Source organism: Bacillus sp. FJAT-28004 (assembly GCF_001280845.1).
GTDB lineage: Bacteria > Bacillota > Bacilli > Paenibacillales > Paenibacillaceae > Pristimantibacillus.
The window spans coordinates 985,613-1,006,564 of sequence record NZ_LGHP01000002.1; the positions used below are offsets into that span (position 1 = coordinate 985,613).

Consider the following 20,952-nt stretch of genomic DNA (forward strand, 5'->3'; position numbering starts at 1 on the left):
ACTGGCGGCAACCGTACAGGAGGAAACCGCACTGGCGGCAACCGTACAGGAGGAAACCGCACTGGCGGCAACCGTACAGGAGGAAACCGCACTGGCGGTAACCGTACTGGAGGAAACCAAACTGGAGGAAACCGTACAGGAGGCAACCGCACTGGCGGTAACCGTACAGGAGGAAATCGCTCGGGTGGCAATCGTTCAGGTGGTCCAGGCAATCGACCTTAATCGATGCAGAAGACGCAAAAGATTAGGATAAGCATTGCTTGATCAAGAAAGCAGCTCATGACTCTACGAGAAATGAGCTGCTTTTCTATTCAAAGATTCATTGGAATGGGGAGCGTAATCTCACCCCTTACCCTTGCGCGTCATTTCAGCCAGAGCATCCCATTGCTTGTCGGTCACGTCTACTAAGCTGTTGAACTGGCCTGCTCCTTGCAGCCACTCACCACCGTCAATCGTTACGACTTCACCATTCAAATATTGAGCGAAATCGGAAACTAAATATGCGGCTAGATTGGCTAGTTCTTCTTTATCGCCAACGCGGTTTAAGGGAATACGGCTTATCATCTTCGCTTCGAGCTCAGGAGTAGGAGAGAGACGTGACCATGCACCTTCTGTTGGAAATGGGCCTGGTGCAATCGCAACTTGACGAATTCCGTAAGGTGCCCATTCAACAGCGAGCGACCTCGTAAGTGCTAGAACGCCAGCTTTTGCTGCTGCGGACGGTACGACATATCCCGAGCCGGTTGAAGCATATGTCGTGACGATATTCAGCATCGTACCGCCTCTTCCTTGTTCTATCCAACGCTTTCCTACCTCTAGTGTCGTGTAGAAAGTACCATGTAAAACAATATGTAAGATGGTATCCACTGCTCTTGGAGAGAGCCTTTCAGTAGGACTGATGAAATTACCGGCAGCATTGTTGACGAGGATATCGATTTGTCCAAAATGATTTTCAACAGCTTCAATCAGCTCATGCACTTGTGCAGGATCGCGTACATCACAGCTTTTGTAGTACACGGTGTTTGTCGGCACACTCATTTCTTCAGCTGCCTGTTTGAGTACCGCCTCGCGTCGGCTGGCAATGGCGAGTTTAGCACCTAGCGCAATAAATTTCTCACCCATGGCGCGGCCAAGGCCTGTCGCTCCTCCTGTTATGAGAATGACCTTTCCTTGCAACAGATCGTTTGCAAAAGGTCCCATTCTATAACCTCCTCTGAATTAGAATAATTCTGTCTGTTTATTCATATCAAGGAGGGATATAGGTTATGTGCAAAATAAAGAAGATGCGGTCAGAAACTATCCATTCATAACAAAACGGCTTAGAAATGCCGCCACTTTCTGTTCATAGGTTGTTGTATCAGTGCCATAGGACATACCATGTCCAGCGCCCTCAGCGATATAAATATCTTTATCAGCTTTACAGGCATCATAAAGCCTCCACACCATTTCGGTAGGTACAAAAGTGTCCGCGGAACCATGAATGAAGAACATGGGCAGCTTGTTTTTATCCAACTGCTTAATCGCAGATGCCTCTTCAAAGCTGTAACCTGCTTTAAGGCGGGTTAATAAGCTGGTTGCAGGCAAAATAGGAAATGCAGGCAGCTTGTACATCCGCTTTAGTTGATAAGAAAGCTGATCGGCAACGGAAGTATATCCGCAGTCCTCCACGATGACCTTGACTTGCTTCGGAACGTCTTCTCCGCTGACCATCATAACTGTTGCTCCGCCCATTGAAATGCCGTGCAGCACGATTTGTACTTTATCACCGTGTTTCTCTAAGACCTTGCGTATCCAAAGAAGATAATCCTTTCGATCTGGCCAACCGAAGCCGATGTAATCGCCTTCACTATCGCCATGACCTCGATCATCGGGCATCAGCACGTTATATCCCAGCTTCTCATAATAAAACTTTGCGAAACTGCCCATATCTTTCCCTTGCGAAGAATAGCCATGTGCTAGAATAACGGTTTTGGAGGTTAATGTCTTTGATGCAAGGTAATAGCCAACTAAGGAGATGCCGTCATTAGAAGTAATGCGCCACGTTTCATAAGCTTGTTTTTCTACCCATTCCACACCTATCGCCTCTACTGGCGTAGGGCCAGTATCATCTGCTAATGCAATTGCAGCTTGATCGTCGGTGTCCTTATCGCCATGAACTTGTGCTAAATCCTGATTGTTGCTTAAGAATGCTTTGGAGTTTCGTTTAATTGCGATGTAATAGAAATAATAACTGATCGCGGCAAGTAAGCCGAAAAAAAGGACCGCAAAGCCACCTATTCCAATTACAACTTTACTCATCAGCATTGTCATAGTCATTCATTCCTCCAAGTAGGCGGTTTATCTGTGAATTTGTTCTATGTGTCTATCATACTGAAGAAAGCTGCTTAAAGGGAGAGGATTGTTGAAGTAATTGTTTGAGTGTGGAGAAGGCAAAGGTATTGCTGACTTCTTTGTGCTGATCATTCGTTATTAGTGTTTCATTTCTTATGAAAATCATTCCTTTTCTACAATATTTCTAGTTCGAGCTTAAAATCATTTGACAGCCTTGAAATGTTAATTATAAAACGTAGTGAAATGCGCGAGCGAAGAGGAGGTAATCATACCATCACTGATGATGTCCTTTACCAATAAATAGTATATACTAGGCTCATATCGTACATATTCGGGTCATATGAGGGGATTAAAAGTTATGGAAATCGTAGAGGCAACCATTTCGTCCATTCAAGCGGCTTTGGAATCTGGCGAGATCACATCTCGCGAGCTTGTACTATTTTATTTTGACCGAATCGCAGCTCATGATAAAGATGGACTCACGATTAATTCGGTGCTTGAGCTTAATCCCGATGCTTTATTTATTGCCTCTGCTCTAGATAGCGAACGTGCTGAACAAGGGCCAAGAGGGCCGCTTCACGGCATACCCATTTTACTCAAGGATAATATTAATACGGGCGATAACATGCATACGAGTGCAGGCTCGCTGGCGCTTGCAAATTCATATGCGGGAGAAGATGCTTTCATCGTGAAGCGGCTTCGAGAAGCGGGCGCTATCCTATTAGGGAAAGTGAATATGACGGAGTTTGCAAATTTTATGACAGACGGAATGCCTTCCGGCTATAGCTCACGAGGTGGTCAAGTTCTAAATCCTTATAATATTTCAACGCCGACAGGTGGATCAAGCGCAGGCTCAGGCGTAGCGGTGGCATGTAATTTTTGTATGGCTTCGATTGGCACGGAAACTTCAGGATCGATCTTAAATCCAAGTAATTTAAGTTCAACCGTTGGCATTAAGCCGACAGTTGGACTAGTGAGCCGATCAGGCATTTTACCACTCTCGAACTCGCAGGATACGGCTGGTCCGATGGCAAGAACCGTAATCGATGCCGTACACGTATTAAATGCTTTAGTGGAGCATGATGCTGCTGATGCAGCAATGGGCGCGGGCTATTGGTACAAACAAAAAGATTATAGTGTTTTCCTCGATCCTCGAGGTCTTGAGGGCGCACGAATCGGCATTCCTAGAGATTATTTTTTTGAGGAATTGACGGATGAGCAGCTTGAGATATTTAACAACGCGGTAGAATTGATGCGAAAGCATGGGGCGGTCATCATTGATCCGGCAAATGTGAGAACGGCTAGGCAGATTGTTTACTCCTCGGTTGTGTTGAATGAATTTAAATCTTCGATAAATGCTTATTTGTCCAAGCTGCCACCAGGAGGCAAAATTCACTCGCTTAAAGACATTATTGCTTTTAATAACGAGCATCCTGTCGAGACGTTGAAATATGGACAATCCACGCTGCTGCGTGCAGAGACAACGACTTCCGGCACGCAGACCGAGCTGCCTTATCTTCGTGATCGCATCGCTGATCTCCGTTTATGCAAGGACGAGGGGATTGATGCCACGATGAAGGAGCATGAGCTTGACGCATTGCTTTTTCCCGCTGACTTTGGGGCAAGAATTACTTCGCGTGCAGGTTATCCTTCGATTGTAGTTCCAGCAGGTTATACAGCAAAAGGCGTACCATTTGGTGTTACATTCGCGGCAAGAGCATTTGAGGAACCGATGCTCATTAAACTCGCTTATTCATACGAGCAGTATAGCAAGGTTAGGCGTCCGCCTTCATTAAAGAGTTTTATTTAATTGGACAGGTAGAGAGACCATTCATCACGAAAACTTAAAAAAGCCTCCCGACAGTTGAAGTCGGGAGGTTTTCCTATGTTAATTTTTTCGCTTTAAAGTGAACAACCGCGCTATAAAGCATTTTTTCGATTTTAGGATTAAATACAGCATGATGGCTGACGTGGAATACCTCTAACAACAAACCTTTATTATTTTCGATTTGCTGATCGATCTTACGCTCCAACGTTTTCAAATCATACGCTTCAAAAAATTCGATCTTATTTTCAATTAAATCTAATCGGAAGTCCATTTTGTTTATCCCCTAAACATAGATTTATAACATAAACCTATTATACAGAGATATTACTTCGCCCACAAAGATTCAATTTCTTCAAGTGATTTTCCTTTTGTCTCCGGTACAACACGCCATGTAAACAAGAAGGCGAGCAGCGCCATACTGCCATAAATCCAGAATGTAACGGCAGGACCAGCTGAACTTAGCATCGGAGGGAATGTTTGTGAAACGAGATAATCAGCTGCCCAGAGCGCCATAGCTGCAATAGCAGTCGCTTTTCCGCGAATACGGTTTGGAAATATTTCAGACATGATGACCCATACGACTGGACCAAGCGAGATAGCGAAAGAAGCAACATACAGTAAAATGAAAATAAGTACGAGCGGGCCGGCAGCATGTCCAGTTTGAAAAGCGATGCCTATAACCAACAAACAAATCGTCATCGAAGCGGAACCAACAAGCAGCAACGCTTTACGTCCTACTTTATCGATGAGCCATAGAGCAACGAGGGTGAACACTAAGTTGATGAAGCCAACCAAAATCGTTTGGATCAGAGAAGCGTTTGTGCCAGCACCTGTTGCTTTGAAAATTTCAGGCGCATAATACATGACAGCGTTAATGCCTGTTACCTGCTGAAGAACAGCGAGTCCAACGCCTACAATTAAAGCAATTCGGAGCGCAGGAGAAAACAGTTGTCGAATTGAACCGCTCTCTTGTTCGAACGATTGCTTAATATCGATCACTTCTTTTTTGGCGAGCTCTTCTCCATGAATACGCAATAAAATCGGAAGAGCTGCCGCTGCGCGTCCTTGCTTGATCAGCCATCTTGGGCTTTCGGGCACAAAAATTAGCAAAATTAAAAACAACAAACCAGGAACAGCGCCAACGCCGAACATCCAGCGCCAAGCGGAGGCGATAGCCCATGCTTCATCACCAGAGCCAGAAATCCAAAGGTTTACGAAATAAGTAAGAAAAATACCTGTTACGATGGCAAGTTGATTTAGTGCAACAAGTCTGCCGCGATATTTGGCTGGGGCAATTTCAGCATTGTAGAGCGGACATAAAGTAGAGGTAATCCCGATCCCGATTCCACCGATTATCCGAGCAATAATAAAGGCAGAAAAAGTGTCTGGTATAGCTGAGCCAATCGAACTGATAATAAACAAGATCGCCGCTGCTATGAGCACCTTCTTGCGTCCGAAGCGGTCGCCCAAAACACCCGACATAGCCGCACCTACAATACAGCCAATGATTAAACTCGATACGGCCCATCCAACCTGAAGTTTAGATAAGTCGAAGTGATCCTCCATAAAACCAACAGCACCTGATACAACCGCTGTATCGAAACCGAATAATAATCCGCCAAGAGCGGAAACAATGGAAACAAGCGTCACAAATTTCATGCTTACTTGTTCATTTTTGTTAGTAATCGGCAATCCCATATTCGTTTCTCCTCTCTGTCAAACCTATCCTGTATGAAAACGAACTTTATTATATCATGCAAAAAGAGCGAGTCCGCGCGTTATATCCTTCACTAATAAGTGTTATTCCTGCATTAATTTTGGACTATCGAAGCATAGCGATTCGAATGATGAGAACTAGCATTTTGTTGTCATCTAAACACAAAAAAGTCCATGTCAAAGCAACATGGACTTTACTATTTTTGTTCATTTCGTTTGACCACGGTAATCGGAGGGGGTAACGCCGGTTACTTTTTTAAAGACGCGGCTAAAGTAATTTGGATCGTTATATCCGACCTCGAAGCATACTTCCTTCAAGCTTAGTTGTCCCGTTGCCATTAACGCCTTCGCCTTATCAATACGGAGGGCAGTAACATAATCAATAAACGTCGTACCCACCTGTTGTTTAAATATTTTACTGAAATAGTGAGGATTTAGATGGACGGAATCGGCTACCTCTTCAAGTGAGAGATCCTCGGTATATTTGCTCTGAATAAAACGTTGTGCACGGTCCAAAACCGTTTGTGTTTGTTTCTCGCGCTGCTCTCGTATACGCTGCATAGCCGAGAGAACATACGCTTCTGGAATAGCTTCCATATTTTCAGGTTGCTTGTTCACACGATCTAGAGAAGGTACTGCTCCATGTATTAATTCATCGAAGTGGCATATCTTACCGCATTGCTCATAATAATTGGAGGCGAATACTGCCTCAAAATAGGATTTGCGCAGCCCTTCAACACCTGAGCGAGTTTTTCCGATACCGACTAGTATATCCGCCTCCAGCTGACGTTCAGCTATTGTGCTTAGCTCTTCACCTAATGCGGTTCCGGCTGCTTTCCAGTCTGCGTCCACAAAAGCTTCATCATGGTTGATGAAGATAGCCATGTGGCGATCAATGAAGGAGCTTACGATACTATTCTTTATTGTTGTTTTGACAAAGCTTCTAATTGTATCGTATATCTTTTGTTTATGATTTGTTTTGACTTGTTCGGGAAAAGCGATCACGATAGCGCAGCCTTGTCCTAGTGGAAAGCTGAGCCATTCTGATAATTGCTCGATATCGGTATTTGTAACGTTATCGACCATAAACATCATAGCTAGTTCATTTTCTGCTAAGGGCATTAATTGAGAAACCTTTTGCCTCAGCTCTAATTCATCCGAACGTTTCCGTTTTTCTAGCTCGAGCTCTTGTATTAGCTGCTGAAGCGTATGCACCACCTGCTCGCGTTTGGCAGGCTTGACTAGATATTCCTTAACTCCAAGGGAAAGGGCTTCTTTGGCATAAGCAAAATAATCATAAGCAGTCACCATGACGAATTTCGCATCCGGCAATGTAAGCTTGATTTCGCGGATGGCTTCTAAGCCTTGAATGCCTGGCATATTTACATCCATGAGTACGATATGCGGGCGGTATTCCTCCGCCATTTCAATCGCTACACGTCCATTTTCGGCATGGATAATTTGAAAGGTATTTGGAAGCATGCGTTCAACGATCAATTCCAATCCTTCTCGTTCTAGTGCTTCATCATCTGCGATTAACAGTCGGTACATATACGTGGTTACCATCCTCTCTAGCAGGTATTCGGATCGTGACCGTCGTTCCTTTACCCAGCTCGCTTTCAATATCGATTAATTCATTTACACCATAAAATAATTGAAGACGCTTAAACACATTTTTTGTGCCAAGGCCAGTTGATTGTTCTGTGAATGCGCCAGATTCCATTCGCAACAACGATTGTCGAACCTCATCAGTCATTCCGCTGCCGTTATCGGATATTGAGATGTGTATATTATTCTGATCATGCTTTATTTCAAGACGGATAATCGCACCTTTCTCCATACGTTCAATGCCATGCACAAAAGCATTCTCTACGATAGGTTGAAGTGTGAGCGCTGGTATGTGATATTTCATCGCAGATGGATCGATATCCTTCACGAGCTGAATGCGGTCGCGAAAGCGCGCTTGCTGAAGGGTGAAGTATTCTTCGACATGAGCAACTTCGTCCCTGAGCGTGACCGCATGATCTAGATTGCGTAAGTTATATCTTAATAAATTTGACATCGAGACGATCAGATCGCTTGTTTTCTCGGCTCCTTCAATAAGTGCCAGCTTGGATAACACATTGAGCGTATTAAAGAGAAAATGTGGATTAATTTGGCTTTGCAACGCCTGAAGCTCTAATTCCTTGACGAGTCGATCCTTCTCCAAGCTTTCTTTTTCCTTCTCCATTAATCCGAGGAGATCGCTCGACATTTGCTCGAATGCGCCTGATAACACGCCAAGCTCATCCTTGGCTTGCTGCTGGTTTGAACTTTGCAGTAAGTGACCCTTTGATATCTGCTTTGCACGTGAAACGAGACTGCTTACAGGTCCGGTAATGCTGCGTGATATCCATATGGCAAGTAAAATGCTTAGCAGGGTGTTGGTTATGAAGACGGCGGCTCCGAGCAGGTACATGCGCTTATTTTCAGCTTGGATCTGTTCATAGATAGGTTCATAGATGTTTAATTCCATTTCGACCAGCTGTTGACTGTCCTCTCGAATGAAGTTTGCTGTCCTTTCGGCATTTTCGTAATGGATTAGCGAAGCTTTTGAACTCTCGGCTGAGACGGCAGTTAAAGCGGATTGCTGCTGCTGTAAGAAAGTATCTAGCATATGGGTATAGCTCGTTATGGTAGATGAGCGAGTGGAAGCCTCCGAATGAACTTGGAGCTTTAGGCGCATTTCCTTTAGCTCAATCAGATTTTGTTCATACAGCTCATAATTAATGTCACCAGGATTAAGTAAATAGTTATATAGCGCACTTAAATTGTTTTCAACAGACTTGGATGACTGGTTGTACAAGAGGATCCGATCCATCATTTGATTATAGCTTTGCTGAACCATGTTTCCACTTTGAAATAAAAAGAAGGTAATCAAATTAACGAGCAGAACGAGCAATGGTATGAAGATGAGCAGCTTAGTACGAATGGTCATGGGCTCTTTTCTCCACTTTCTGGATTTAAGGTTTGCTGGCCCTGGACAGTTGTTTTTGTAAAATGCTGCTCGGAAAGCACCTTGCCATGGAGGTAATCATTCAGCTGCGAAATGGCTTCATTGCCCATGTCGTAAGGCTGCTGGACGATGGTAGAATGAATGATTCCACTGCGGATAAGCTCTAATGTTTCATCTAACGCATCAAATGCAAATATTTGCAAGCCTTTTGGCCGAATGCTCTTGACAGCCTCCGAAATGCCTATCGCATCGAGTGCGCTTAAGCCAACCATTACATTCAGCTGCGGATATTGATTCAGCAGCTCCTCCGTTTCTCCTGCAGCCTGAAGACGTGAAATATTCGAGGAGCGAACCTCAACAAGGGTTAGTTCGGGATAACGTGAGATTACCTCTCGCAATCCTGCTAACCGCAGCTGTTGATTTGGCGCTTGCTCGTTTCCGATTAAAGCGGCGATTTGCCCACGATTTCCGGTTGATTTCGCAACCAATTCACCCATAACTTTGCCAGCATCCAAATTGTTTGTGCCGACATAAGAGAGCCGTCGACTGTTCGGAGCATCCGTATCGATCGTAATGACAGGAATACCGTAGTTTATAGCTTTATCGATCAATGCAGTATACTGGGGGTCGCTTAGCCCTTGCACGAGCAGTGCATCAGCTTTGGCTGCGATAGCTTTCTCTAGCAGCTTGATTTGCTCCGCCGGATTAATACGGAATGGTCCTGTATATTCAAGCTCCATCCCATATACAGCCGCTGCATCTTTTGCGCCTCGTTCAATCGATCGCCAATAAGGATTATCGATCTCTTGTGAAATGAGAACAACATGATAAGGAGGTTTCGGGTTGACCTCGCTTGTGAGAATAGGCTGCAACAGCGCTCTTATTCGCAGCGTAGAGAGAAAGAAGCTTAGCAGCAAGCTGGAGAATACGATAAACAGAATGGTTATGCCAATGTTCCATTTTCGATTGGACATCATACAACTCCCTTACAGCGTCCATTGATATCGGATTATTATACAAGAACAAATGAATAATCAAAAGTTGCTGCGGCATAGAAGGATATTGTAACTATACAATTTATAAGTAAATCATTATAATTTAGTAAAAATTAGGAAACTGGAAAGGGGTACATCATGGAGCATCAACCGCCGTCTACTCAAAGCAAGCTGCATAACCATTCGACTGATCCGGCCAGCCTGCCACAGAGAATATGGAAATTCAAGCTGCACTATCTGATCGTTATTCCTGCTCTCATGCTTATTTTTATATTTAAGCTGCTTCCATTTGCAAACGGTATAATGATGTCTTTCGTCGATTACAAAGTTTTTGTTGGCTTATTTGAGAGCACGTGGGTGGGCTTTAATCATTTTGCCCAATTATTTGACGATGAGATCTTTCGAAGGACGATTGTAAATACATTTGTCATAAAAGCGGGTTATATATTAGTTAGCGGTTGTATAGCATTCCTCTTGGCGCTTGCTCTGAGCAGTATTCGCTACAAGCTGTTGAGAGAGCTGTTCTCGTCTTTATTTCTTGTTCCTTTCTTTATTCCTTCTTTTGTTTTTGCGTTCATATTTGTTTATATACTGTCGGAAAGTACATCCCCATTTATAACCTCGGGGACACTAATCTTGGCAGATGCATCGTACATTCGTCCTACAATCGTGTTTATTGAAGTGTTGAAAACATGTGGTATTCCTATCGTCATTGCTCTAGCAGCAATTGCATCAAAGCATGCCTCAGTGAAAAGACAAAACAGTGAGCTTAAGAGCAGCATTAGCTACAGTGCGATGAATGTGATTCCAGCGCTTAAAGCAGTTGCTGCCTTTATGGTATTGCAGCTGTCTGCTATCATGTCCACTGATTATGAGCTAATCAGGAGTTTATTGAATCCATTGGTATCCGTGACAGGAGAGACGCTTGATTCCTATATCTTTAAACTCGGCTTTTTAATGATGAACGTAAGTCCTTCCGCCGCAGCTGGTGTTTTTCAATTTGTTGTTCAACTACTTTTTACGATCATCGCTTATTTCATTGTGAAAAAATTGTTTTTGAAACAATTATTTAGTGAACACACAGATGCTGTTATTAAAACAGCGAATAAAGGAAGAAGCTTAATCGGGATTGTAACAGCATGCCTTTACTCGATAGCTGTTCTATTTTCACTATATATGTTGTTCATCTACCCGTTTACGGGAGCGCGAGAAGCAGGGCAATCGGTGTGGAACTTCATATCCTTCTGGAATGTATTTTCCTATACAGTTATCAATTTTGTTGCTGTCATTATCTTTTTGTTGATGACCGTAACCCTTGCATATCCGCTAACAGTCAAACATTTGCCTGGACGCAGCCTATATAAGCTGTTTCTTCTTATTGTGATTTCGATGGGAAGCGGAATGATTAATGAGTATATATTCATACGGAACTTAGAGTTGGTCAATACGATTTTTCCGCAAATGTTTTTAGGATTTTTTAATCTAGCTGCGGTATTTGTTCTCAAAAGTATTTTCAACGGAAGGCATGCTGATTTGAAGGCTCAAGCCGAGGCGTCGGAAAAAGGTGAATTGCATACGTTCTTTACGCTCTTTATTCCGAAAATATGGAAGCCGCTGCTTGCGCTTGGGGTGCTTCAATTTGTGGCACTTTGGAACTCTTATTTACCATCATTCATCTATACCTCTCAACTCGAAAAGCAATCACCGATCATGAAATTAGTACAGTTAGCGAGTTCAGGCGAAATGGACAGCACATTAATGCTGCAGCTCGGCGCATTGTTAAGCTTGCCTTCGGTAATTTTATTTCTTGTATTTCGGAAATGGCTGACGTCCGAGGTGTTTATCGGACAGATAAGAAAACTTTAGAATCATGCTTAAAGGGAGCTGTGCTGAGGCCAGCTTCTTTATTTTGTTTTAATTCATGTTTCCTCATGCATTAGAGTAACTTAACAGTTAATCATATAACGGATAATTGAGGTGTTTTTAAAGTAATGGTTGACAAACGAGTTAATGAAGACGTATTCTTGTTACGAAATGGTTGTCATTTCAGTTTATTATTAACTTTATAATTAATCTTAATGAACGAAACCAAAATATCAAATGGAGAGGCAGTGATTAATAATGGCTTTAAATACGGTACATGCTTCACAGGTCAACATTCCCCGGGCTGAGTTTCCTCGGCCAGATTGGCAACGCTCGGAATGGTTGAATTTGAATGGCACCTGGTCATTTGAATTTGATCACGAGAACCGTGGCCTAAGTGCAGATTGGCAGAAGTCGAAGGGGCAATCCTTGAACGCGGAAATAACAGTTCCTTTCTCATGGTCAAGTCCTTTGTCGGGAATCGGAAGCAATGACAAAGGAATCGCTTGGTACGATAAGGAAGTGGAATGGACACCAGCTCTAGCTGATGCTAGAGTATTCCTTCGTTTTGGTGCGGTCGATTTTAAGTCCGACGTTTGGGTAAATGGGATCTCAATGGGTTCGCATGAAGGCGGTTACGGCAATTTTGAATTCGATGTAACAGATGTATGGTTAGTAAATAGCACGAACTCGATTACGGTTCGTGTTGAAGACTTTGATCATTCTTTCCAAGGCCGCGGTAAGCAAGGTTATGGAGAAATTCGGGGCATTTGGCAGCCTGTATGGCTCGAGGCTCGTCCACAAAACTATGTTCAGGATTCGAAGTTTAATACGAAATTGGATGGGACCGTTCAAGTAACGACAAGAGTTATGGCAAGCAGTGCAGGTCATGCGCAGCTTTCCTTCTCATTTGCAGAGGGTGAAGTATCACATCAATTCGAAGCCGAGCTGACAGAAGGAAACAATACGATCAGCACTTCATTTGTTGTCGCAGACCCAAAGCTGTGGAGCCCAGAATCGCCTTTCTTATATGAAGGCGAAGTGTCCTTGTCCAGCAATGGTCAGACAGATGCCATCAGCACTTATTTCGGTATTCGTGAAATTTCAACTGCAATCGTTGGCGATCGAAACTATCGCTGGATAACGCTGAATAGCAAGCCTGTTTATTTGAATGGAACATTAGACCAATCCTTCCATCAAACCGGATTTTTCACCTATCCATCCGATCAAGAGATGTTTGATGAAATTTTTCTTTTGAAACGTTTAGGATTGAATTTCGTTCGGATTCACATTAAACCAGAAGAGCCGCGCAAGCTGTACTGGGCTGACAAACTTGGAATCCTCGTGATGGAGGATATGCCATGTTTTTGGGGAGACCCGGATGAGCAGGCAAGACTTGCTTACGAGAGTGAAGCGCGTGAAATTATAGATCGTGACTACAATCACCCGTCTATTTTCTCTTGGGTCATGTTTAATGAGACATGGGGCTTGAAGACGGAAAGTGAATCCGCTTCCCTCACAACAGACGCTGCACATCCGCAAAATTATTTGCCGCAAACGCAGGAGTGGGTACGCTCAATCTATCAATGGGCCAAACAGGTTGATCCAACCCGGATTGTAGAAGATAATTCTCCATGTAACTATGATCATGTGGAATCGGATATTAACACTTGGCATTTCTATATCAATGGTTACAATGAGCTCCGCAACCATGTAACGGAGGTCGTTGATAAAACGTTCGTAGGCTCTACATTTAACTATACTGCTGGCAACGTGCAATCGGATGCTCCTCTAATGAATAGCGAATGCGGCAATGTATGGGGGATCGAAGGCGGAGCAGGAGATAGTGACTTAGCGTGGCATTACAGGTATATGATGAATGAGTTCCGCCGTCATGATAAAATGTGCGGTTTTGTATTTACAGAGTTTCGTGATGTTGTAAATGAATTTAACGGTTATTACCGCTTGGACGGCACCGACAAACATTTTGGTTACGAGTGGTTCGTTCCAGGCATGACGATTGCAGATTTGCATTCACCTGATTTTATCGTCATCGATGCACCTCCTTGTCAAACACTGGATAAAGGTGTTTCTGTTACCTTAGATCTACTGCGTTCTAGCTTCTCGGATCGTTACCATGGTCAATCGCTTCAGCTGGCATGGGAGCTGTCCTATGACAATTTAGGTGAGCGTGTCGTCGTACAATCAGGAATTGAAGCTGTGGACTGGAACGGATATGGCGTGAGCGCATTGCAGCCACTTACCTTAAAGATGCCTCAACAAGATGCTGTTGCGGTGTTTGCGGTACGTCTATTTTCTTCCGATAACAAAACGATTACACGCAACTTCGTTACGTTCGATGTTCGCAGCGGCCAAACAAATGGAAAATATGAGGTCGACGGCCAAATTATAAGCGTGCCGGTTGCAAGCTTCGTTGGTAGCGAATGGCCGCATAGCTGGAATTCGTTGCAGGATCATAAAGTGAATGGCGGTATAGCGGGTCAATTTACGTATGATGTGCAGCTTCCGTCCATTTCGGAGCAAACGATGATTTATGATATCGAGCTGTTTTTTGAAGCGGGCTCCAAGCGTCTGCTAAAACGCGATCTTGAGGAAAGCGTTCAGAAAAAGCTGGACATCTCCTTTATGCATGGTGCGCTTTCTGATCCGGAGTACAACATGAATTCTTATTTTATGACGGATTCGGATCGCCATGAAGCTAAGCTGAACGTCCTCATTGACGGACAGCTGGTTGACACGATTGTACTGACAGATGATCCAGCGGATAGCCGCGGCGTTCTGTCATGGCACTATCAAGCGGTTTCCAACAAGCTGGAGGATGCAGGATCATACGGCTACCTCTGCAAAATCATTCTGCCGAGCTCTCTTACGGCAAAGCTGAACAAAAACCGCAGCTTTAAGCTTCAGTTAGAAGTTGAGCAGGGCGGGTTGACGCTTTACGGACGCAATGCCGGTCGTTATCCGATCGATATTATCGTTCACCACAAAGGTTAATTCATCCCATATGAACCGTCATTTGCTACTCCTTCCATGATGATTTATGATAAGAAAAGTTACGAATTTGTTAACGGATCTGTTGAAAATAATCAAATTGGATCTTGTAAAATAGAGGGAGTAGACGAAGAGGGGGTATATATAGATGAACGTTCCTGCAGGTGTTTGGATTTTTTCGGGTATTATCGTTGTATTGCTCACATGGTTGACACTATGGGTCACGAAGAAAGCCTATTCGAAAAAATGGGATGAATCGGATCATTAGTTTTAATGATAAACTAATATTAGTTATGGATAAATCAAATGAAAGACTCTTTGGCTAAGTTGCTGAAGAGTCTTTATTTATGTCTGGAGGAGGTTATATAATAACTTTGGGAATTCGTGTATAATGTGGGTATTATTTTTGAAGGGGATGCCATTCATTGAATTCGATTGATTTGGAAACGTCACTTGTACATAAGAAAGAGAATCGTTACTTTGTACTTGCGCTCATTTTTAGTGTTTTAGTTTATTTGGGACTGTTTTTTTCTATTATTTTTATGTTCATCATACCGATTCTTATACTTCTGCCCTTGTTTGCTCAAGCGGTTATGATGGCAAGCATTCGAACGAATGGCGTCCGAATAACACCGAGACAATTTCCAGAAGTGTTTGCAATAGCACAAGAGCAGTGCGAGCGGATGGGCTTTACTGTTGTACCGGATCTATATGTCATGGAGTCGAGCGGTATATTAAATGCGTTTGCTTCGCGCTTTTTTGGCCGAAATATGGTGGTGCTTTATTCCGACCTGTTCGAAATGATTCAGATGGGTGGAGAGAAGGAACTTACCTATGTGATTACTCATGAGCTTGCCCACATCAAACGAAATCACTTGTCGAAGCAGCTGCTAATAATACCGGCATTATGGCTTCCATTTCTTGGCGAGGCTTACTCACGAGCTTGCGAATATACATGCGACCGTATGGCTGCTTATTACACCAATGATGCCGAAGCCGCTATGAATGGTTTAACGATATTAGCGATCGGTAAAACACTCTATAAACGTGTAGACCGTGAGGAATATTTACTGCAGAGCAGTTATGAGAGAGGTCTTTTTGTATGGCTAGCGGAGAAGCTTTCGACCCACCCGCCATTACCGAAACGTATTCATGCCATTCAGCAGTTTGCAGGCATCTCATCGAGTATCGTCTTTAAGTCGACGTCGTCGCGGATAGGACTAGTCATCGCTTTAGTTGTTTTTCTTGTAGTAGGAGGCTCTATTTCAATCGGAGTGATCTTCTCGAAATCGATCGATACCTTTATGACTTCTCTTGGAGATCCACCGCCTGGTGATAAATTGCTTGGTGCAGCCTCAGAAGCTGATTTGGAGCTCGTTCAATCGCTGCTTGATGCTGGAGTAAATCCAAATGCAGCTGACGAAGAAGGCTGGACAGCACTCATGTGGGCAGCCCAACTTAATGAAACAGCAATCGGTTCATCATTAATAGAAGCGGGTGCACAGTTGGATTCAGTAGAGCAGAGTTATGAAGAAACGGCATTAACGATTGCGTTATATAATGAAAGCATAGAGATGGTTGCGCTATTGCTAGAAGAAGGAGCTAACCCTAATTTACAAGATAGTACCGTATGGACGCCACTAATGACAGCAGCAAGGAATGGTGACATGGAGTCAGCGGAATTATTGCTAAAAGCAGGGGCTGATCCGATGAAAGTTGACGAAACGGGATTTACCGCAGAGGATTACGCGTTAGATTCTGGGTTTGAGGAGCTTGCTGAGTTGTTGCGAGATTTGGGAGAGCAAATATAAAAGAAAAGAAGCTTGATTGCTCAAGCTTCTTTCTTATATGTATATTACAAGTCTTTATGTTTAGGATGGTCGGGACGACACGATTTGAACATGCGACCCCCTGGTCCCAAACCAGGTGCTCTACCAAGCTGAGCTACGTCCCGAGAAAAGATGGTGCCGTCGAGAGGACTTGAACCCCCAACCTACTGATTACAAGTCAGTTGCTCTACCAGTTGAGCTACAACGGCAAGATATATTCGCTAAACACAAGATGTATTATCGCATATAAACAGAAATAATTGCAAGTGTTTTTTTATTTTTTTTCTGAAAGGATGAGTAGGGTGAAAATTGTAATTGCACCGGATTCCTTTAAAGGATCTAGAAGCGCTTTGCAAATAGCAAGCGTAATGGAAGAAGGCATTCGTAAAGTACATCCGCATGCTGAAATCGTACAACTCCCAATGGCGGATGGCGGTGAAGGTACGATGGAGATTTTGGTGCGAGCTACTGGCGGGAGCTTTGTCGTTGTACCTGTCCACGACCCAATGAATCGGATCATCCATGCAAGATATGGCGTAATGGGGGATGGTCAAACCGCGGTCATTGAGCTTGCTGAAGCATCGGGTCTTGTTTTGCTAAAAAGCGAGGAAAAAAATCCTCTTTATGCTTCAACATTCGGCACCGGTGAATTGATTCGGCATGCGCTCGACTTTGGTTATCGTCATTTTGTTATTTGCTTAGGAGGCAGTGCTACTAATGATGCCGGCTCGGGCATGCTTCAGGCGCTCGGAATGAAGTTATTAGATGAAAGTGGAGCCGAATTGCCGCAGGGTGGCGTTCATTTGTCGAAGCTTGCATCGATTGATGCTGCTGGCTTCCATTCGAGTATTCGGGAGAGCAATTTCATCATCGCAGGAGATGTGCGAAACCCATTATGCGGGGAGCATGGAGCATCTGTTGTTTACGGTCCGCAGAAGGGAGCATCACCTGAAGCAGCAGCTCAGCTTGATCATGCGTTATTTCATTTTGCTGCAGCTATATACAAGCATACGGGGGTGGATGTGGCGAACCTGCCCGGCAGCGGAGCAGCTGGAGGAACAGGTGCCGCACTTTTAGCTTTTTTTGAAGCCAATATGCACGCTGGAGCAAGACTTGTGATGGACAGGATCGGATTTGATGAGCATATACAGGGCGCTGATTGGATTTTGACGGGCGAGGGAAGATTAGATCGTCAAACCGGTTCCGGCAAGGTGATCAAGGCTGTATGCGAGGCAGTTGGGCTGAAGCATATCCCTGTTATAGCCGTTTGCGGGTCGATTGACGCAAGTGCATCCTACACGTTGGAGCTCGGTTTGCATGCATGCTTCTCGCTCGTGCCGGGGCCTTGCACGGTGGAAGAAGCGATAGCTCATACGGATGAGTGGATGTATGATCGTATAGTTCATATATTCAGCCTGCTATAGAGACATCATAAGAAAGAAGCAGCCTATGCAATGAGCAATGGCTGCTTCTTTCTTGTTAAACGATGGTTATGCAGTTTCGCCTTCAACGGCCACTTCATTATGCTGAATCAGCATCTCGACCTTGCGAATTCGGTTTTTGCTTGTCTCACGGATGATAAATTTATACTTTTCGTAAAAATGCTCTTTGCCTGGCTTTGGATCAGTCACTTGACTGTACAACCAGCCGCCGACCGTATCAACATCCTCTTCCTCGAAGTTCATGCCGGTTAGATCACTCAGCTCACTTAGCGATACTTTACCGTCGAGAAGGTAGCAATTGTCCGCCAGTTGTTCGATTTCCTTACGTTCGTCAGCATCAAATTCATCTCGTATTTCACCGACGATTTCTTCCAAAATATCTTCAATCGTAATTAGACCGGAAGTACCGCCATATTCATCGACGAGAATGGCGATGTGAACACGTTCTAATTGCATCCGCTTTAATAGCATTTTGACTGGCGTAACCTCGGATACACTCAGTACAGGATGAACAAGCTTTTTGAAATCCAAATCACGATCTGATTCATACTCTAGGAAAAGCTGCTTCGTATTTATCATGCCGACAATGTTATCCTTGCTCTCAAGTGCGACAGGGAAACGTGTATATTGTTCCTTACGAATAATTTCCATGTTCTCTGCTAATGATTTGTTTGTGTATAAGCAAATCATATCGGTGCGGGGCACCATGATTTCTTTGGCCAGCAATTCGTCAAATGCGAATATGCGGCTTACATAACCGTATTCTGTATTGTTAATCTTTCCGCTTTGGTAGCTCTCGTTAAGAATAATTTGAATTTCTTCTTCCGAATGCGCTTCTTCATGCTCTGTAGCAGGCTTTAAACCGAACAAGCGAACGAGTGCGTTAGCCGAGCCATTAAGCAACCAAATGAAAGGATATAAGATTTTGTGGAATAAAATAATCGGTTTTGCTGTTAAGAAGCTAATAAATTCAGCTTTTTGGATCGCCCACGTTTTTGGTGCGAGCTCACCGACAACTACATGCAGGAATGTTACTGAAATAAATGCGATTAAAAAGGATAGAATATGACTGATGTCATCGTTAATAGCAAAACGTTCAAACAAGGGTAAAAGCATTTTTTCAACTGTCGGTTCTCCCAGCCAGCCCAGCCCGAGCGCTGTAATAGTAATACCTAATTGACAGGCTGACAAGTAGGCATCCAGATTACTCGTAACCCGTTGAACGGCAAGTGCGTTCTTCCGGCCCTCAAGCACTAACTGATCGATCCGACTGGAGCGAAGTCTGATGATGGCGAACTCCGTTGCGACGAAAAAAGCAGTTAATAAAATAAGAAGAGCAATCATGAATAAATTGAATCCTATACCCATTTTCGTTTTTCACTACCCTTTTATGTTTATATTTTTTTTTCTTATGATCTACTATAACGAATGATTACATGATATGACAAACGCCATTTGCAACGGTAACAGCCTTATATGCGCTTTAAAAGCGATTTAACGAGATGGAAAGGCTTATTCTCATTGATTTTCGAGCCTTTACAAGCGTCATTCTCCGGCATATGATGAGTTCATATGAACTTGTAATATAGGAATGTAAGACGAATGCGCGAGGAGGAAGCGATATGGAGTCCTTTACGCTTACTCGAAAAGAGATGGCTTGCTTGCTGCTAGCTTTGGACGGAAAGCATAATTTGAAGCCGTTGCAAGTGCTGCAAGCCGCATGGACCAAAACGCATCAATTTGATTTGGAGAAAGGCACAGGATTGCCTGCATTTCTATCTACGCTGCTGCCTCCAATTATTGAGAAGCTAATCAAAGGCAATGAGTTGAAGGGCTTTTCACTTCATGAAATTGCTGCGTTAGGCCAACTAATCGAATATTCGAATCTGTCGATTACCTCCATGCAAAATTGGGTAAAGCGAGATTTTAAACCTTATTTCGATTGTCCGAAGGCTGGAAAAAAATATTCTCTGAACCAAGCTGCGTTATTGTTCATTATTGATGATTTAAAGTCAAATCTTGATTTTGAATCCATACGCAAGCTTTTTGAGATTGTATTCAAAAAGCCAGAGGATGAATCAGACGATTTAGTTGGGCCTATTGAATTATATGCGTCTTATACCAGTATGTTTGAGGAGCTCGACGCCAATAACGATCAACTGCTCGATATTTCCGGTCATTTGAAGGAAAACCCGCATCAAGATTTATTGACTGAACATGTGATTCGCTCTTCAGCGAATCAATTTGCAAGCAGATTGCCGAATTTAACGGAAAAGCAATGGGAAGCGGTGCGAAATATTTTGCTCGTAGCGGTTATTTCGATTCAAACTTCCTATTTTCATTCGTTAGCGCGGCGTTATTGCAATGCAACCTTATTCCTAGCCACAGAATGATCATAGTTCTAAGGGATGACAGATTCGCTAAATAGTCCTATACTGGTTTAAGTTGTAAATACAAAAATAGACAAAACTGAAAAAGGCAAACTTGTCGAAAGACAAGGACGCAAAGTTATGGGCCTAATGTGTACGCACTATGGCTGCCAGACCGCCGGAAGGATAATGAGCTAAATAAGCTGTCCGCCTCCTGTGGCTGGATAGCTTTTTTTGTTTTCAGGAGACAGAGGAGAGAGCAAGCAACATGGTTTTAAAGGATAGGCTAGAGAGAGCAAACAAACTGTTAAAGCAATGGAGTTTAAAAAAAATAACGAGCAAATTAATGCTTGTTACCGCAATCATCACACTTTTTAATGTAGGTTCTGGCGTTTTGATTTATTTTCAGAATCATTCGGTAGCAAGCTCGGTCGCGGATTCAGAAGAATTGCAGCGTACTGAGCGCAATTATCAGAGTATCTCTAATCGATTGTTAAAAGGGATGCTGCTTATGGTTGATGCGATTGAAAACGGCAAAAGCGATGCGACGCTTATTATGAAGGATTTGGAAT

15 protein-coding genes, 2 tRNA genes and 1 riboswitch are annotated in these 20,952 nt (G+C 43.5%); of the genes, 7 read left to right on the forward strand and 10 right to left on the reverse strand.

Features of this window, described 5'->3' with window-relative positions:
* Positions 1 to 222, forward strand: a 222-nt coding sequence (locus tag AC787_RS34205; RefSeq protein WP_200930765.1) for a hypothetical protein, incomplete at its 5' end; no start/stop codon positions are given.
* Between the two features lie 120 nt (positions 223 to 342).
* Here AC787_RS34205 and AC787_RS26355 read toward each other — a convergent pair.
* Together AC787_RS26355 and AC787_RS26360 are read right to left on the reverse strand one after the other, a co-directional pair.
* A complete protein-coding gene (locus AC787_RS26355) occupies positions 343 to 1,200 on the reverse strand; it encodes an SDR family oxidoreductase (protein WP_054027915.1) in 858 nt (285 codons plus the stop codon).
* Between the two features lie 96 nt (positions 1,201 to 1,296).
* Positions 1,297 to 2,316 carry an alpha/beta hydrolase gene (locus tag AC787_RS26360; RefSeq protein ID WP_235561126.1) on the reverse strand — a complete coding sequence of 340 codons (1,020 nt, stop codon included), beginning with the start codon at positions 2,314 to 2,316 and terminating at the stop codon, positions 1,297 to 1,299.
* Between the two features lie 373 nt (positions 2,317 to 2,689).
* Here AC787_RS26360 and AC787_RS26365 point away from each other — a divergent pair, with 373 nt between their 5' ends.
* Complete coding sequence (locus AC787_RS26365; RefSeq protein WP_152970754.1) at positions 2,690 to 4,141, forward strand: amidase family protein; 1,452 nt, start codon at positions 2,690 to 2,692, stop codon at positions 4,139 to 4,141.
* Between the two features lie 73 nt (positions 4,142 to 4,214).
* Here the strand turns inward: AC787_RS26365 and AC787_RS26370 are convergent, their stop codons facing one another.
* From AC787_RS26370 to AC787_RS26390, 5 genes are all read right to left on the reverse strand, one after another.
* Complete coding sequence (locus tag AC787_RS26370; RefSeq protein ID WP_054027917.1) at positions 4,215 to 4,430, reverse strand: YrzA family protein; 216 nt, start codon at positions 4,428 to 4,430, stop codon at positions 4,215 to 4,217.
* 53 nt (positions 4,431 to 4,483) lie between these two features.
* Complete coding sequence (locus tag AC787_RS26375; RefSeq protein ID WP_054027918.1) at positions 4,484 to 5,857, reverse strand: sugar porter family MFS transporter; 1,374 nt, start codon at positions 5,855 to 5,857, stop codon at positions 4,484 to 4,486.
* Positions 5,858 to 6,082: 225 nt separating this feature from the next.
* The gene (locus AC787_RS26380) at positions 6,083 to 7,426 is read right to left on the reverse strand and encodes an AraC family transcriptional regulator (protein WP_054027919.1); all 1,344 of its coding nucleotides are present in this window, start codon (positions 7,424 to 7,426) and stop codon (positions 6,083 to 6,085) included.
* Positions 7,401 to 8,852 (reverse strand): sensor histidine kinase, encoded by a 1,452-nt coding sequence (locus AC787_RS26385; protein ID WP_054027920.1) that lies wholly within the window; start codon positions 8,850 to 8,852, stop codon positions 7,401 to 7,403. Before AC787_RS26385 ends, AC787_RS26380 begins: the two co-directional genes overlap by 26 nt.
* Entirely contained in the window at positions 8,849 to 9,844 is a 996-nt protein-coding gene (locus AC787_RS26390; protein ID WP_054027921.1) for a sugar-binding protein, read from the reverse strand. The genes AC787_RS26385 and AC787_RS26390 overlap by 4 nt, the downstream gene beginning before the upstream one ends.
* 159 nt (positions 9,845 to 10,003) lie before the next feature.
* Between AC787_RS26390 and AC787_RS26395 the strand changes: the two genes are divergently transcribed.
* From AC787_RS26395 to AC787_RS26405, 3 genes are all read left to right on the forward strand, one after another.
* Entirely contained in the window at positions 10,004 to 11,731 is a 1,728-nt protein-coding gene (locus AC787_RS26395) for a hypothetical protein (protein WP_054027922.1), read from the forward strand.
* A gap of 255 nt (positions 11,732 to 11,986) precedes the next feature.
* Complete coding sequence (locus AC787_RS26400; protein ID WP_054027923.1) at positions 11,987 to 14,743, forward strand: glycoside hydrolase family 2 protein; 2,757 nt, start codon at positions 11,987 to 11,989, stop codon at positions 14,741 to 14,743.
* Between the two features lie 422 nt (positions 14,744 to 15,165).
* Complete coding sequence (locus AC787_RS26405; RefSeq protein ID WP_054027924.1) at positions 15,166 to 16,551, forward strand: M48 family metallopeptidase; 1,386 nt, start codon at positions 15,166 to 15,168, stop codon at positions 16,549 to 16,551.
* A gap of 66 nt (positions 16,552 to 16,617) precedes the next feature.
* On the opposite strand, the gene AC787_RS26410 is transcribed toward AC787_RS26405, so the two are convergent.
* Positions 16,618 to 16,694 (reverse strand) — tRNA-Pro (locus AC787_RS26410).
* Positions 16,695 to 16,702: 8 nt separating this feature from the next.
* A tRNA-Thr gene (locus AC787_RS26415) sits at positions 16,703 to 16,778 on the reverse strand.
* A 93-nt stretch (positions 16,779 to 16,871) separates the two neighbouring features.
* On the opposite strand from AC787_RS26415, the gene AC787_RS26420 reads away from it, so the two are divergent.
* Positions 16,872 to 17,993: a glycerate kinase gene (locus AC787_RS26420; protein ID WP_054027925.1), complete on the forward strand. Its 1,122-nt coding sequence runs from the start codon at positions 16,872 to 16,874 to the stop codon at positions 17,991 to 17,993.
* A 66-nt stretch (positions 17,994 to 18,059) separates the two neighbouring features.
* Here the strand turns inward: AC787_RS26420 and AC787_RS26425 are convergent, their stop codons facing one another.
* A complete protein-coding gene (locus AC787_RS26425) occupies positions 18,060 to 19,379 on the reverse strand; it encodes a hemolysin family protein (RefSeq protein WP_054027926.1) in 1,320 nt (439 codons plus the stop codon).
* Positions 19,380 to 19,633: 254 nt separating this feature from the next.
* Here AC787_RS26425 and AC787_RS26430 point away from each other — a divergent pair, with 254 nt between their 5' ends.
* Positions 19,634 to 20,404 carry a DUF1836 domain-containing protein gene (locus AC787_RS26430; RefSeq protein ID WP_054027927.1) on the forward strand — a complete coding sequence of 257 codons (771 nt, stop codon included), beginning with the start codon at positions 19,634 to 19,636 and terminating at the stop codon, positions 20,402 to 20,404.
* A 74-nt stretch (positions 20,405 to 20,478) separates the two neighbouring features.
* Positions 20,479 to 20,563, forward strand: a riboswitch (cyclic di-GMP riboswitch).
* Positions 20,564 to 20,952 lie beyond the last annotated feature (389 nt).